The sequence below is a fragment of the Chromobacterium sp. Ag138 genome (genome assembly GCF_055181315.1).
This window is the reverse complement of record NZ_JBUPWA010000001.1, coordinates 4,509,406-4,522,541: the sequence shown is the minus strand read 5'-3', so window position 1 is coordinate 4,522,541 and position 13,136 is coordinate 4,509,406. Positions and strand designations below refer to the sequence as shown.

General features: G+C 69.8%; 17 protein-coding genes. 6 read left to right on the top strand and 11 right to left on the bottom strand.

The window, feature by feature from the left end; translation table 11 throughout:
* Positions 1-102: 102 nt before the first annotated feature.
* From ACY3GB_RS21130 to ACY3GB_RS21105, 6 genes are all read left to right on the top strand, one after another.
* Positions 103-1,281, top strand: coding sequence for an isochorismate synthase (locus ACY3GB_RS21130; protein ID WP_463090462.1), 1,179 nt, complete (start codon positions 103-105; stop codon positions 1,279-1,281).
* A complete protein-coding gene (locus tag ACY3GB_RS21125; protein ID WP_463090461.1) occupies positions 1,278-1,730 on the top strand; it encodes an AMP-binding protein in 453 nt (150 codons plus the stop codon). The genes ACY3GB_RS21130 and ACY3GB_RS21125 overlap by 4 nt, the downstream gene beginning before the upstream one ends.
* A 2-nt stretch (positions 1,731-1,732) precedes the next feature.
* Positions 1,733-2,884, top strand: coding sequence for an AMP-binding protein (locus ACY3GB_RS21120; RefSeq protein WP_463090460.1), 1,152 nt, complete (start codon positions 1,733-1,735; stop codon positions 2,882-2,884).
* A gap of 5 nt (positions 2,885-2,889) precedes the next feature.
* Entirely contained in the window at positions 2,890-3,768 is an 879-nt protein-coding gene (locus tag ACY3GB_RS21115) for an isochorismatase (protein WP_463090459.1), read from the top strand.
* Positions 3,769-3,770: 2 nt separating this feature from the next.
* Complete coding sequence (dhbA, locus tag ACY3GB_RS21110; RefSeq protein ID WP_463090458.1) at positions 3,771-4,535, top strand: 2,3-dihydro-2,3-dihydroxybenzoate dehydrogenase; 765 nt, start codon at positions 3,771-3,773, stop codon at positions 4,533-4,535.
* A 152-nt stretch (positions 4,536-4,687) separates the two neighbouring features.
* Positions 4,688-5,791: a 3-deoxy-7-phosphoheptulonate synthase gene (locus ACY3GB_RS21105; RefSeq protein ID WP_463090457.1), complete on the top strand. Its 1,104-nt coding sequence runs from the start codon at positions 4,688-4,690 to the stop codon at positions 5,789-5,791.
* Between the two features lie 32 nt (positions 5,792-5,823).
* Here the strand turns inward: ACY3GB_RS21105 and ACY3GB_RS21100 are convergent, their stop codons facing one another.
* From ACY3GB_RS21100 to sctD, 11 genes are all read right to left on the bottom strand, one after another.
* The gene (locus tag ACY3GB_RS21100; RefSeq protein ID WP_463090456.1) at positions 5,824-7,014 is read right to left on the bottom strand and encodes an anthrax toxin-like adenylyl cyclase domain-containing protein; all 1,191 of its coding nucleotides are present in this window, start codon (positions 7,012-7,014) and stop codon (positions 5,824-5,826) included.
* 188 nt (positions 7,015-7,202) lie between these two features.
* Complete coding sequence (locus ACY3GB_RS21095) at positions 7,203-8,243, bottom strand: TyeA family type III secretion system gatekeeper subunit (RefSeq protein WP_463090455.1); 1,041 nt, start codon at positions 8,241-8,243, stop codon at positions 7,203-7,205.
* Complete coding sequence (locus ACY3GB_RS21090; protein WP_463090454.1) at positions 8,236-8,901, bottom strand: hypothetical protein; 666 nt, start codon at positions 8,899-8,901, stop codon at positions 8,236-8,238. Before ACY3GB_RS21090 ends, ACY3GB_RS21095 begins: the two co-directional genes overlap by 8 nt.
* Positions 8,898-9,452 carry a type III secretion system domain-containing protein gene (locus tag ACY3GB_RS21085; protein ID WP_463090453.1) on the bottom strand — a complete coding sequence of 185 codons (555 nt, stop codon included), beginning with the start codon at positions 9,450-9,452 and terminating at the stop codon, positions 8,898-8,900. Before ACY3GB_RS21085 ends, ACY3GB_RS21090 begins: the two co-directional genes overlap by 4 nt.
* The gene (gene sctJ, locus ACY3GB_RS21080; protein WP_463090452.1) at positions 9,449-10,150 is read right to left on the bottom strand and encodes a type III secretion system inner membrane ring lipoprotein SctJ; all 702 of its coding nucleotides are present in this window, start codon (positions 10,148-10,150) and stop codon (positions 9,449-9,451) included. Before sctJ ends, ACY3GB_RS21085 begins: the two co-directional genes overlap by 4 nt.
* Positions 10,147-10,398: a type III secretion system inner rod subunit SctI gene (gene sctI / locus ACY3GB_RS21075; RefSeq protein ID WP_463090451.1), complete on the bottom strand. Its 252-nt coding sequence runs from the start codon at positions 10,396-10,398 to the stop codon at positions 10,147-10,149. The genes sctJ and sctI overlap by 4 nt, the downstream gene beginning before the upstream one ends.
* Complete coding sequence (locus tag ACY3GB_RS21070; protein WP_346789821.1) at positions 10,395-10,664, bottom strand: EscG/YscG/SsaH family type III secretion system needle protein co-chaperone; 270 nt, start codon at positions 10,662-10,664, stop codon at positions 10,395-10,397. Before ACY3GB_RS21070 ends, sctI begins: the two co-directional genes overlap by 4 nt.
* 5 nt (positions 10,665-10,669) lie before the next feature.
* Positions 10,670-10,888 carry a type III secretion system needle filament subunit SctF gene (gene sctF / locus ACY3GB_RS21065; RefSeq protein WP_463090450.1) on the bottom strand — a complete coding sequence of 73 codons (219 nt, stop codon included), beginning with the start codon at positions 10,886-10,888 and terminating at the stop codon, positions 10,670-10,672.
* A 15-nt stretch (positions 10,889-10,903) separates the two neighbouring features.
* The gene (locus tag ACY3GB_RS21060) at positions 10,904-11,623 is read right to left on the bottom strand and encodes a helix-turn-helix domain-containing protein (protein ID WP_463090449.1); all 720 of its coding nucleotides are present in this window, start codon (positions 11,621-11,623) and stop codon (positions 10,904-10,906) included.
* Between the two features lie 66 nt (positions 11,624-11,689).
* Entirely contained in the window at positions 11,690-11,929 is a 240-nt protein-coding gene (locus ACY3GB_RS21055) for an EscE/YscE/SsaE family type III secretion system needle protein co-chaperone (protein WP_463090448.1), read from the bottom strand.
* Between the two features lie 13 nt (positions 11,930-11,942).
* A complete protein-coding gene (gene sctD, locus ACY3GB_RS21050) occupies positions 11,943-13,127 on the bottom strand; it encodes a type III secretion system inner membrane ring subunit SctD (RefSeq protein ID WP_463090447.1) in 1,185 nt (394 codons plus the stop codon).
* Positions 13,128-13,136 lie beyond the last annotated feature (9 nt).

Here is a 13,136-nt window from a genome sequence, read left to right as displayed (position 1 = left end):
CGATATTCCCAAGGCATGAACAGGGGTATTCGGCGATTGACAGGCGATTACTTTGAATATACATTGAACGATAATTATTATCATTATCATCGGAGTTAAGCCATGCACACCCAGTCGGCCACGACCGGCAACGCCGAAGACGGCGAGTTTTATTTCATGTCGTCTCACCGCAGCCTGAAGGCCGGCGGTGTACATGCCCGCATCCATACTCCGGCCCGCGGCGCGCTCGATCCGGACAGCGCCTTCTCCCGCGAAGTGGCGGAAGCCTTCGCCCGCGCCCGCGCCGACGGCATCGCCTCTCCGGTGCTGATGGGCGCCATTCCCTTCGACATCGACCAGCCCTCCGAACTGTTCATCCCCGCCCGCCACGCCTTCTTCGACCGCCAAGAACGCTTGCAGGCGGCCGCCCAGCGCGCCGGCGACGGCGGCAAGGTGGTCGGTTCGCGCAGCATCCCTGACGAGCAAGGCTTCAAGGCCGCCGTCAGCCAAGCCATAGAGCGCTTCGGCCGCGGCGAGATCCGCAAGGCGGTGCTGTCCCGCGTGCTGGAAGTGGACTTCGACCGCCCGGTGTCGGCGGAACGCGTGTTCGACGCCGTGTGCGCGCAAAACCCCAACGGCTACCAGTTCCAGCTGCCGCTGGCCGACGGCGGCCGCCTGGTGGGCGTCAGCCCCGAGCTGCTGCTGCAAAAGGAAGGCGCGCGCGTGCGCACTTTCCCGCTGGCCGGCTCCGCCAAGCGCCAGAGCGAGCCGGCGGCCGACGCCGCCGCCAGCGCCAGGCTGCTGGATTCGTCCAAAGACCATTACGAGCACAGCCTGGTCATCGACGACATCCAGAACGTGCTGGGCCCCTATTGCGCCGAGCTGTCCATCCCGTCCGCGCCGTCGCTGCTCAGCACCCGCGCGATGTGGCACCTGGGCTCGCAGATAGACGGCGTGCTCGCCGACGCCTCGCTGCCGATCTTGCAGCTGGCCTGCCGCCTGCACCCGACGCCGGCGATCTGCGGCTTTCCCACCCAGGCTTCCCGCCAGCTGATCCGCGAGATCGAGCCGTTCGAGCGCGGCGTGTTCAGCGGCATCGTCGGCTGGTGCGACGAGCATGGCAACGGCGAATGGGCGGTGACCATACGCTGCGCCACCGTGGCCGATACCCGCGTGCGGCTGTTCGCCGGCGCCGGCATCGTCGCCGCCTCCACTCCGGAATCGGAATGGGCGGAAACCCAGGCCAAGCTGGGCACCATGCTGGGCGCCTTCGGCCTGTCCGGCCAGGAGGCGGCGGCATGAGCGTAGCCTTCACCCGCTGGCCCGACGACCTGGCGGCGCGCTACCGCGCCGCCGGCTACTGGAACGACCAGCCGATGACCGAGATGCTGGCGCGGCAATGCCGCGAGCGTCCCGACGCGCCGGCCGTGCTGTGCGGCGAGCGCGAGATCAGCTACGCCGAGCTGGACCGCCGCTCCGACAACCTGGCCGCCTGGCTGCTGGCGCGCGGCGTGGCCCGCCACGACACCGCGCTGGTGCAGCTGCCCAATGTCGCCGAGTTCTACATCGCGCTGTTCGCGCTGTTCAAGATCGGCGCCGCCCCGGTCAACGCGCTGTTCAGCCACCAGAAGCTGGAGCTGTCGGCCTACGCCCGCCAGATCCAGCCCAAGCTGCTGATCGCCGACCGCCGCCACCCGCTGTTCGGCGACGACGCGATGGCGGCCAGCTGGCCGCCATCTCGCCGGCGCTGAGCGTGCGCCTGTTCGCCCACGACGAGCTGGAAGCCGTGCTGGAGCGGGACTGCGGCGGCCTGCCGGAACAAGCCGGCCCCAGCGCCGCCGACGAAGTGGCCTTCTTCCAGCTGTCCGGCGGCAGCACCGGCACGCCCAAGCTGATTCCGCGCACCCACAACGACTACTTCTACAGCGTGCGCCGCAGCGCCGAGATCTGCGAGCTCGGCCCGCATACCCGCTTCCTGTGCGCGCTGCCGGCGCCGCACAACTTCCCGCTCAGCTCGCCGGGCGCGCTAGGCGTGTTCCACGCCGGCGGCGCGGTGGTGCTGGCGCCCAATCCGGAGGCGCTGGCCTGCTTCGCGCTGGTGGAGCGCCACCAGGTGGACATCGCCGCGCTGGTGCCGCCGGCCGTCGCGCTGTGGCTGCAAGCCGCCCCCGGCCGCGAGGCCCAGCTGAAGAGCCTGAAGCTGCTGCAGGTCGGCGGCGCCAGCTTCGCCGAAGCCACCGCCCGCCAGGTGCCGGAAGTGCTGGGCTGCAAGCTGCAGCAGGTGTTCGGCATGGCCGAAGGCCTGGTCAACTACACCCGCCTGGACGACGGCGACGACATCGTCTATGGCTGCCAGGGCCGGCCGATGAGCGACGCCGACGAAGTGAAGGTGGTGGACGAAGCCGGCCATCCGGTGCCGACCGGCACGCCGGGCATGCTGGCCACCCGCGGCCCCTACACCTTCCGCGGCTACTACCTGGCCCCGGAACACAACGCCCGCGTGTTCGACAACGAGGGCTTCTATTACTCGGGCGACGTGGTGGTGGCCGACGAGCGCGGCTACCTGCGCGTGGTCGGCCGGGTGAAAGACCAGATCAACCGCGGCGGCGAGAAGATCGCCGCCGAGGAAATCGAACACCTGCTGCTGCAACACCCGAACGTAGCCCAGGCCGCGCTGGTGGCGATGCCCGACGCGATGCTGGGGGAGAAGAGCTGCGCCTTCATCGTGCCGCATGGCGACGGTCTGAAGTCGGTGGCGCTGCGCCGCTTCCTGCGCGAGCAGAGCGTGGCCGACTACAAGCTGCCCGACCGTTTCGAACTACTAGACACCCTGCCGCTGACCCACGTCGGCAAAATAGACAAACAAGCGCTGCGCGGCATGCTGGCCGCCGCGGCCGGAGCCTGAACACCATGAGCATTCCCAAGCTGAACGCCTACCCGCTGCCGCAAGCGGCCGACTTCCCCGCCAACAAGACCGCCTGGCGCGTGGAGCCCAAGCGCGCCGCGCTGCTGATCCACGACATGCAGCGCTACTTCCTCGCCTTCTACGGCGAGGACAGCGCGCTGGTCGAGGAACTGGTATCCAAGGTGGAGGCGCTGCGCCGCTGGGCCGACAGCCACGGCGTGCCGGTGATCTACACCGCGCAGCCCACCGAACAGAAACCGGAAGACCGCGCGCTGCTGAACGATATGTGGGGGCCGGGCCTGACCACCGCTGATCCGGCGGTGCAAGTGGTGACACCGCGGCTAGCCCCGCGCGAGCAGGACACCGTGCTGGTCAAATGGCGCTACAGCGCCTTCCAGCGCAGCGACCTGCAGGAAAGAATGCGGGCCTGGGGCCGCGACCAGCTGGTGATCTGCGGCGTCTACGCCCACATCGGCTGCATGATGACCGCCTGCGACGCCTTCATGCGCGACATCCAGGCCTTCATGGTCGGCGACGCGGTGGCGGACTTCAGCGAGGAAGAGCACAAGATGGCGCTGCGCTACGTGGCCACCCGCTGCGGCGCGGTGATCGCGCAGTCCGACCTGGCGGTTGCCGGCGGCGACGCCGCGCTGACCCGGGAATGGCTGAAGGCCCAGGTGCTGACCGTGCTGGAAGACGGCGACGACAGCCTGGCCGGCGGCGACAACCTGCTGGATTACGGCCTGGACTCCATCCGCGTGATGGAGCTGGTGGCGCAATGGCAGAAGCTGGGCCTGGAAATCGGCTTTGAAGATTTGGCGCAGGACCTGACGCTGGACGGCTGGTGGGCCGCCATCCAGGCCAAGCTGCCGCAGGAGGCCTGATCATGGTCGGACTGGATTTCACCGGCCAATGCGTGTGGGTGACCGGCGCGGCCCAGGGCATAGGCCAGGAAGTGGCGCGCCGCTTCGTCGAGGCCGGCGCGCGCGTCGTGGCGCTGGACTTGCAGTTCCAACAACCGGCCGCCCATTGCGGCGTGATGCGCGAGCTGCCGCTGGACATCCGCGACGCCGACGCCGTGGCCGCGCTGTGCCGCCGGCTGGCTGAAGAGGACGCGCTGCCGGACGTGCTGGTCAACGCCGCCGGCGTGCTGCGCCTGGGCGCGTTCGACGCGCTGTCGGTCGACGACTGGCAGCAGTGCTTGGCCGTCAACGTCAGCGGCCCGTTCTACCTGCTGCGCGCGCTGATGCCGCACTTCAAGGCGCGCCGCGCCGGCGCCATCGTCAACGTCGCCTCCAACGCCGCCCACGTGCCGCGCATCGACATGGCCGCCTACGGCGCGTCCAAGGCGGCGATGGCCAGCCTCAGCCACAATGCCGCGCTGGAGCTGGCACCGTACTGCGTGCGCTGCAACGTGGTCTCGCCCGGCTCCACCGACACGCCGATGCTGCGCGGCATGTGGCAGGACGAGCACGGCGCCGCCCGCACCATCGCCGGCAAGCCGGAAGCGTTCCGCCTGGGCATCCCGCTGGGCAAGTTGGCCACCCCGGCCGACGTCGCCGGCGCGGTGCTGTACCTGGCTTCCGACCTGGCCGGCCACGTCACGATGCAGGACATCGTGGTGGACGGCGGCGCCACCCTGGCCGCCTGAGCATGCGGCCCGCACGACAGGGAGAGGCTGGACGCGCCGTCGGCGCGCGGCCGCCCTGTCGCCGACATCGGGGCCAGGCCTTGACGCCGGCCCTGCCGCAAACGACGGGCTGAATCCGCGGCTCGTTTGCGGATCATCCTGTGGAGAACATCATGACAACGCTTGCCAGGCCGGACCACGGCCTACTCGCGCCCGAACACGGCCACGCGCCGCCATCCAGCCAGGCCGATTACCGCTCGATGGCCAGCCCCGCCGAACTGCTGCGCAGCCTGCCGGCCAGCGCGCGCGCCAGCGCCTCGGTCCACGCCGGCCGCGACGCGGTGAAGCGCGTGCTGAGCGGCGACGACCCGCGCTGGCTGGTGGTGGTGGGGCCCTGCTCCATCCACGACCCGCGCGCCGGACTGGACTACGCCGCCCGGCTGGCTGAGCTGGCCGCCGAACTGAACGACACGCTGCTGATCGTGATGCGGGCCTACTTCGAAAAACCGCGCACCAGCGTGGGCTGGAAGGGCCTGATCAACGACCCCTACATGGACGACAGCTACTGCGTGGACGAGGGCATGCACATCGCCCGCCGCTTCCTACTGGCCGCCGCCGAGCTGGGCCTGCCGCTGGCCGGCGAGGCGCTGGACCCGATGTCGCCGCTGTATCTGGCCGACCTGTACAGCTGGATGGCCATCGGCGCGCGCACCACCGAATCGCAGATCCACCGCGAGCTGGCGTCGGCGCTGGACAGCGCGGTGGGCTTCAAGAACAGCACCGACGGCTCGCTGGACGCGGCGCTGAACGCCATCGTCTCCGCCAGCGCCCCGCACGCCTACCTGGGCATGGGCAAGGACGGCCGGGTGGCGGTGGTGAACAGCCGCGGCAACCCGCACTGCCACCTGGTGCTGCGCGGCGGCGGCGGCCGGCCCAACTATGATTCGGTGAGCATTGCGCTGGCCGAACAGGCGATGAAGAAGCACGACATCCCGCCGGCCATCATGGTGGACTGCGCGCACGCCAACTCGTGGAAGCAGCACGCGCTGCAGCCGCGCGTGCTGGCAGACGCGGTATCCCAGATCCGCCACGGCAACCGCAGCATCCGCGCCTTCATGCTGGAAAGCTTCATCGAGCCCGGCAACCAGGCCATCCCGGCCGATCTGTCGCAGCTGCGCTACGGCTGCTCGGTGACCGACCCCTGCGTGGACTGGCACACCACCGCCGACATCCTGCGCGACGCCCGCGCCAAGCTGCGGCCGCTGCTGGCCGGCTGAGCCCCGCCCGCCTGTCCGATGCCGGCGTCCGCTCACTCTCCGCCCAAGCGGCGGCGGGCGTCGACAAAGCTTTCGCGCCTGACGCCGCTCACTTCTTTTTCCCACAACGGGTTCAAGGGCAGATGGTAGCCGCTGTCCTTGGCTTGCTTCACCAGCTCGGCCAGCTCCTCCTTGTTCGCGATCACGCATATTTCGTCGAAGCGGCCGATCCTGGCCGGCAAGGCGAAGGTGGCGGGGTAATTCGCGTCCGGGTCCGTCGCCGGGCTGCCGGAATCGGCATTGTGGTGCACCACGCGCTCGCCATCGCCGACCAAGGCCTGGTTGATGACGGGAATCATGTCGCGGATGCGCGCCGAGGCATTGCCGATTTCCGCATCCTCGCGGCGATAAAAGCTCTTGGGATTCAGATAAGCGTCCAGCAGGCCGGCATTGGCCGGAATCCCGCGGTAATGGTCGATCCGGTCGCGGAAGACCTGATGCGCGACATCCGGCACCGGCAGATTGTCCTGCGGCCCGACATCGCTCAAATGCGGGCCGATGAGCAACAAGTCGTAATCGGCGGTGAGGGGTTTCGCATCGGCGTTGGGCGCCAACACTTCAATCGGCGCGCCATCGTGGCGGATCTCATACGCCTCCTCGCCGCCGGACTTGCGCGCCGCCTCGAAGACATATTCCTTGCCGCTGGGCGCTTTCGCGGTGAACGTGCGCACGCCTTCAGCGTTTTCCCGCGACAGATCGTTCAGCACGCCGGCCTGCAGCAGGCTGGACAGGCGCGAAGCGGAGATCGTCAACGGCACCGCCGCCGCGTCGCCGTCGCGGATGCACTGCCGGGTTTGGGAGTTGAATTTGGCGATGCGGTCGGCTGAAGCGTTTTCCAGCTTGCTGAAGCGCTGGTCGACGCAGATCAATCCGGCCTGCGCGCCCCAGGACGCGCTTTTGCCCTTGATGTGAAAGCCCTTGGTGGGATGCCCGGTTTCGATCAGCTCGGTGGCCAGCCTATCCACCGGCCGGATGCCGATGATGCAGTTATGCTCGCGCGCGACCTGCTGCAGCGGAATCAGGTGCGAGGCGACCATCCCGGTTTTGTCCTTCACCGCCTCAACCAGCCCTCCCAGGCCCAGCGGCTCGCCGCTTGCGCCCGGCGCCTGGTTCGAAATGGAATCCAGCTGGGATTGGCCGACATTGCCCGGCGTGATCGCCGCGCGATTGAATTGAATGGTCATGTGGTTTGGACTCGCAAATTGCCGACAACTCGATGGGACATGGCGCGCGCCGCCAGCCGACCGGCTTGGCCGGAAGCCGCCGCGCGCCAGCGGAGACAATGGCGGCAACATATCAGCCGGCGCGGCGACCGGCTTTCAGAAAACCGCATATCCTTCGGTTTTTGACACTGCGATGCCGCGCGGGCCGGCTATTCCAGGCTGCGGTCGCGCAGCTCCGCCACCGCGGCCTCCAATTGCGCCTTCTGCTCGGCGTCGCCGAAACAGTCTTCCGGCAGCAGCTGCGCCAGCCGGCCAAGCGCGTGGGCAAGCCGATACTGCTGCTCGGGAGCCACCGGCGGCAGCGCTTCCGCCACGCTGTCCGCGTTCACCCATACCTGCTCCAGCAGCGACACCACGCCGCGCAGCAGGGTCTCGCCGTCCAGGGTCGGCAAGTCCAGCGCCGCAGCGGCCTGGTCGCAATGGGCCTCCAGGCCCAGGATGCGCAACAGCTGCCGGAGGTCGCCGATCACCGCGGCCAGATGGCTGCCGACGATGGCCTGGCCGCTGGCCGACAGCTCGTAGGACAGCACCCGCAGCATGGTGCGCAGCTTGCGTTGCCGCCCATCCCGCTCGCCCAGCGACGCCAGCCACTGCGACAGTTTCTGCCGGGACGCTCCGGCGCGGTGGTAAAGCCGCAGCAGTTCCTGGCGCAAGGCCGGCGTCGTCGCGCCGTACTCCAGCGCGCCGAATAGGGACAAGGCCAGGGTGTCGTCGGCGGTCAGCGCCGCCAGCGCCTCTTCCATGCGGCGGCGCAGCTTGGCGTCCGGCCTGCCCTTGGCCAGCCAGGCGGCCAGCTGCAGGGCCATGCGGCCCGGGTCCGGGGTCTGCGCCTGCATCGCGGCCAACAGTTGCGGCGCGCGCTGCCAGTCTTGCGGGCCGCTCAACAGGCTGTCCAGATCGGCGGCCTCCACCGCGGCCAGCTCCGCCACCAGCTTCTGTGCCAGCACCCGGCCGCGCGCGCCGTCCTGGCCGATGCCGCCGCGCCGGTTGTCGCGCAAGCGTCCTCCCAAGGCGAAGCCCAGGTCTTCCTGGGTCTCGGTCAGCGCGTCGCTCTGAAATTCCAGCAGCTCGGCCTGCGCCAGCGCCAGCACCGACTCCGCCGCCGGCGGCCTGCCCATCGGCTGGGCGGCGATGCCGTCGTCCACCCCGCCCAGCGCCGTTCCCGCCGTCACCTGGTCCAGCCTAAGCATGGGCCGCCTCCCGGGCATCGCCCCTCAGTTGCTCCAGCACCCGCGCCTGATGCGCGGGCGTGTCCAGGTGGATGCGCACCAAGCCGTTGTCCAGCCTGGCCTGCCCGACGGACAGCGCGGCGTCAGCCAGCACCGCCACCCCAGGCACGTCGGCGTAGGCCTGCTCCGCCGCCCTCAACGCCTGCGGCGCGACATGCAGATTGACGCTGCCGCGCGGCAGCAGCCGCGCCACCTGGCGCTCCACCCGGCGCAGCAGCAGCTCGCTTTGATCACAGTTTCCCAACAATGCCTCCAGCACTCCGGCAGTGATGCCGCGCCAGCGCAGGGCCAGCTGGCGCGCGATCAAGCCTTCCATTTCCTGTTCGCAGCACAGCCAGCGCACCGCGTCGGCCACCGCCTCTTCCCGCGCCAGGACCGCTTGGCGCTCGCCCTCGCGCCTGGCGGCCTCGCGCAGCGCGTCCGCGTCGAGCCGGGCCTGTTCCAGTTCGGCCTGGGCCTGGCGGCGCAGGGCATCGGCGTCGTCGCGCGCCGCCGCCCTCTCCGCCTCCAGCGCGGCGGAGATGTCCTGCCTGGCCGCCAGCTCGGCGGCCGAAATCACGGTTGCCGCCGGCAATGGCCCCGGCAGAACCGCCACGGGGATTTGCAGCGGATTATTCATAGCCACCTCGACAATTTTTGCAGCGCCGGCTCAAGCGGCGCCGCCGGCGCGGCCTGCGCGGAAGGCGCCCACAGCAGGCGGCACAAGCGCAGCGACGGCTCGGCCGCGTCCGCCAGCCAGGCGGCGCCCAACGCGCGGGCGGCAGCCGGCAGTTCGGCCGGCGCCAGCTCCGCGGCGGCTGCGCCCCGGGGCAGCAGCGCCTGCAACTGCGTCTGCGCGCGCGCGTCCAGCACAGCCGACAGCGCCTCGCGGTAAGGCTTCAACAGCAGATAATCGGGGCAGCGCAAGGCCCACAGGCCCAACGCCGCGCACAGCGCTTCGCGGCGCATGTCGTCCTCCAGCAACGCCTCCGCCAATGGCGACCGCTCGGGCGCGCCGCCCGCATGGCCCAGGCGGCTGGCGATCAGGCGGTCCAGCGCCGGCCGCGTCAGCGCCTGGCCGGCATAGGCGGCCCGCCAGCCGGCCAGGCCCAGCTTGTCCCACCAGCCATCGGCCATTTCCCGGCCCGGCCGCCGCCACAGCGCGTGCAGCCGCCGCAGAGCCGGACTCATCCGACGGCCTCCGGCCGGCGCCGCCACCACAGCGCGGCGAGACACAGGCCGCCCAGCGCAAGGGTTCCCCCTCCCGCGGCGATGGGCAGCCAGGGAATGGACCGCGCCTTCGGCTCTGCCGCGGGCTGGTAGCGATATTCCGCCCGTTGCAGGGTGATGCTGATGCGATCGGCGGCCAGGCCGGGGATGCCGTCCCGCACCAGCGCGCGGATTTCCGGCTCGCGCGCGGCCAGGTTGACCTCCGGGCTGTACTTGATGAACACCGCGGCCGACGCCGGCGGCGGCGCTTCGCCGTCGACGCCGCGCGGCTCGGCCACCGACACTTCGGCTGCGACCACGCCGTCCATGCTGGACAGCATCTTTTCCAGTTGCTGGCTCTTCAGATAGCTGAGCTTGGCTTCCTCCTGCTCCGGCGACGACACCAGCTGGCCGCTGGGGAACAGGTCCTGCATGGTCACCGTCTTGCGCCGCGGCAGGCCGTTCTGGCGCAGCACCTCCACCGCGTCGACGAAGCGGTCGCGCTCCACCTTCAGCGTCACGCCGTCCTTGGCCGTTTCCTTGTCGGCGGGGATGTGGTTGTACATCAGCAGCGCCAGCATCTGGTTGGCCTCGCTCTCGTCCAGCTTGCTGTAGAGCTCGCTCTTGCAGCCGGCCAGCAGCAAGACGCTCAGCAGCAGGACCCAAGGCGCGATTTTCATTGCATGCTGACCAGCTTGTTGATCGACTGGGTCAGCGAGCCCGCCACTTTGGCGGTCAGCTCGGAGCCGACGGTGAGCTCGCTGAGCGCGCTCTGGGCGGCGAACAGCGCATCCGGCGAATCGGCGGCTTTCTGGCTGTCCAGCAAGGCCGCGAAACGCTGCTGGGAAGAGGCGTCGGGCGCCGGCGCCTCGCTCTGCCCCAGCGGAGTAAGGGCGGCGAGGGCGTGGGAAATGGCTTCTATGCTCATGATTTTTCCTCCGAGGAAGTCGCGTTCAGCAAGGCGCGCAACGGGGCGCAATCGTCGTCCGGCAAGGCGGCCAGCCGGGCGGCGGCGGCCCGGCGGCGGCCCAGGCCGAACAGCAATACGGCCTCGCAGCGCGCCAGTTGGGCTGGGTCGTCCAGCCAGTCGGGCAAGGCGGCCAGGATGTCGTGCATCTCGGCCCGCAGGCCATGGTTGACGGCGGCGAAGCCGGCCTCGATCACCAGGCGGGAAATGGGGGGTTCTGCGCGCATGCTCGTCATCCGATCTTGGAGATGATGCCCATCATCATGTCCTTGACCGCCTTCATCACCGAGCTTTCGTAACCGATCATCACCGAGTACTGCTGCAGCGCGTACTGCGACTTGAGCATGCTTTCCGGGTTGTTCTGCACATCGCTGTTCATGGCGGCCTCCGCGTTGCTGGCCGCCTGCGATATCTGTCCGCCGATCTGGGAGACGATGGAATCGATGTTCATGGAGGGCTCCTTGGCTCAAAACAGCAGGGACGGCGCGAGCGGCACCGTCGGCGCCTCCCGCCTGACGTCGCTGGGCGACATGCGGAAATGGCGGCGGAAGCTGTCGGAAAAGTGCGCCGGATTGCCGAAGCCGGACTCCAGCGCCACGTCGATCACTTTTTTGGTGGTGGTTTCCAGCAAGCCCCTCGCGTACTCCAGCCGCTGCGCCAGCAGCCAGTGCTTGGCCGACACGCCGTACTTTTCCTTGAACAGCTGGTTGAACTTGCGCAGCGGCAGCCCCAGCGCGTCGGCGTAGCGGGCCACCGGCCACGGCTGCAGCCGGTGGCGGTGGATGAAATCGAACAGGTCCAGGTCGGCGGCCACCAGGTAGCGCAGCAGGGCCGCGCAGTATTCGCCGTCCACCGCCAGGCAATACGACAGCACGAAGCGCAGCATCGCGCAGCGGTCGGCCTCGGCCAGCTGCCCCGCCGCGCGCAGCACCCCTTCTTCGGCGGGGATGTTGCGGGGGATGTCCAGCATCGCGCCGCGGCCGCCGGCCGGCAGCAGCTGCTGCATGTCGCGGTAAACCAGTTGCAGCTCCATGGCGGAAACGGGGTAGGCCCGCCCCGCCGCCGACAGCTGCGGCGTCGCCGTTCCCGCCATCAGCAACAGGCTGGGGCCGAGAACCGGATAGCTTTGCCCGGCAACGCGTACCATGTCGTCTTCCGTTGTCAGGATGATGTGCAGACAAGTCATCGCGCGCTCCTTTTGTTCACCATGTGGCCATCATCGCGCCGGGATCCAGCCAGCTCCATCAGGTCATCACCTGAGTTGGGCGGCCGCGCGATGCCGCCTATGCCAGACGGTGTCGACCACCCGCATCGCCGCCAGGCAGGCCAGCCGCTGGCGCTCCAGCTTGGCGTAGGCGGCGGCGCTTTGCGGCTGGCGCTGCCTCAGTCCCAGATCGGCGGCCTCCGCGGCCAGCGCGGCCAGCAGTCGTCCCAGATCGCGGCCGTTCGGGTCGGCCGCCAATGTGTCTTCCAGTTCGGTCAAGGTATGCATGCAAACTCTCCGTTCAGCCGTGCAAGGGCAGGAACACCAGTTGTCGATTGCCGGCGATGGAGACGCCGGCCGGCGTGATCGCGACGATGCGCATGCCGCGCTTGAGCGGGCTGCCGGGCTGCAAGCGCATGCCGTTGGCCAGCTCCAGATAGGGCGCCCGGGCATTGCCGCCCACCCCGGAGATGGCGGCGGGCAGGTAGTCGGCCGGCTGGGCGGTGCTGGCGGCGCTGATGAAGCGGAAGCGCCCGCTCTTGCCGGCTTCGGCGTTGAACCGCCCCAGCAGCGCGTCCAGAGCGGCCTGGCGCGCGGCGTCCAGCTGTCCGGACAGCACCCAGCCCTGATCGGTTCTGGCCGCGCTCAACCCGGACAGCAACCCGGCCTGCCGCAAGCGGGCCAGCAGCGCCGCCAGGGCGTCGGCGCCGCGATCGGTGAAGCGCCAGCCCTGCAGGCCCGGCAATTGATCCAGCGCGGCGGAAAGCTCGGCGAAACGGGCGTCGCTCTCCACCTGGCCGTCGATATCCGCCCGCCCCTGCGCGTCCAGCGACACCGTGACGTCCGGATAGCCGTAGCTGCCCAGCAGCGCGCGCACCGAGCGCCGCAATTCGTCGTCGCACACCGTTTCCTGGCGCAGGCGCACGCCTGCGGCGCGCAGCCTGGCGGTCAGCGCGGACAGCTTCTCGCTGCTGCGGCAGCGCCCGGACAGCCGCAGCCCGCCGCCGTCCAGCCAGCGCGCCGACAATCCCGGCTCGGCGGCCAGCGCCTGCGGCAGCCAGACCCGCGGCCCGGGGGCCGCCGGCGGATCGGCGGGCATCGCCGCCCAGGCCAGGGCCGCGGCCAGCGCCAGCGTGGCGGCCAGGATGATGGCGGCGGAACGCTTCAGGTTCCCGCGCGGCGACGCCTTCGGCGCGCCCAATTCGGCGTCGGCCGGCCCCAGCACGAAATGCAGCCCCGCCATGTCTATCGCCGCATTCGGCGGCAAAGGTCCGGGCGGATGGCTGCGGCCGCCTACCCAGCAAGGGGTCCGGCTGCCGAGGCTGACCGCGTCGGCCGAGACTTCCAGCGTGGCGACGGCGCCGCCTTCCAGCGGCAGCGAGAGGTCGCTGTCGCCGCCGCCTACCGTGAACGGGCCGAGCGGCAGAAACAGCTCGCGTCCGGCCAGCGGGCCGTTCAGCAGCTTGAGCTTGAAACTGGCGTCCATGATCGTTTC

Bases quoted from the DNA above. Each gene is read 5' to 3' on its own strand.
- ACY3GB_RS21095 (WP_463090455.1), bottom strand. From the start codon at position 8,243: ATGCTTAGGCTGGACCAGGTGACGGCGGGAACGGCGCTGGGCGGGGTG.
- ACY3GB_RS21055 (WP_463090448.1), bottom strand. From the start codon at position 11,929: ATGCATACCTTGACCGAACTGGAAGACACATTGGCGGCCGACCCGAAC.
- ACY3GB_RS21100 (WP_463090456.1), bottom strand. From the start codon at position 7,014: ATGACCATTCAATTCAATCGCGCGGCGATCACGCCGGGCAATGTCGGC.
- ACY3GB_RS21060 (WP_463090449.1), bottom strand. From the start codon at position 11,623: ATGACTTGTCTGCACATCATCCTGACAACGGAAGACGACATGGTACGC.
- sctI (WP_463090451.1), bottom strand. From the start codon at position 10,398: ATGAGCATAGAAGCCATTTCCCACGCCCTCGCCGCCCTTACTCCGCTG.
- ACY3GB_RS21115 (WP_463090459.1), top strand. From the start codon at position 2,890: ATGAGCATTCCCAAGCTGAACGCCTACCCGCTGCCGCAAGCGGCCGAC.
- ACY3GB_RS21085 (WP_463090453.1), bottom strand. From the start codon at position 9,452: ATGAGTCCGGCTCTGCGGCGGCTGCACGCGCTGTGGCGGCGGCCGGGC.
- dhbA (WP_463090458.1), top strand. From the start codon at position 3,771: ATGGTCGGACTGGATTTCACCGGCCAATGCGTGTGGGTGACCGGCGCG.
- ACY3GB_RS21130 (WP_463090462.1), top strand. From the start codon at position 103: ATGCACACCCAGTCGGCCACGACCGGCAACGCCGAAGACGGCGAGTTT.
- ACY3GB_RS21090 (WP_463090454.1), bottom strand. From the start codon at position 8,901: ATGAATAATCCGCTGCAAATCCCCGTGGCGGTTCTGCCGGGGCCATTG.
- ACY3GB_RS21070 (WP_346789821.1), bottom strand. From the start codon at position 10,664: ATGCGCGCAGAACCCCCCATTTCCCGCCTGGTGATCGAGGCCGGCTTC.
- sctF (WP_463090450.1), bottom strand. From the start codon at position 10,888: ATGAACATCGATTCCATCGTCTCCCAGATCGGCGGACAGATATCGCAG.
- sctJ (WP_463090452.1), bottom strand. From the start codon at position 10,150: ATGAAAATCGCGCCTTGGGTCCTGCTGCTGAGCGTCTTGCTGCTGGCC.
- ACY3GB_RS21125 (WP_463090461.1), top strand. From the start codon at position 1,278: ATGAGCGTAGCCTTCACCCGCTGGCCCGACGACCTGGCGGCGCGCTAC.
- ACY3GB_RS21105 (WP_463090457.1), top strand. From the start codon at position 4,688: ATGACAACGCTTGCCAGGCCGGACCACGGCCTACTCGCGCCCGAACAC.
- sctD (WP_463090447.1), bottom strand. From the start codon at position 13,127: ATGGACGCCAGTTTCAAGCTCAAGCTGCTGAACGGCCCGCTGGCCGGA.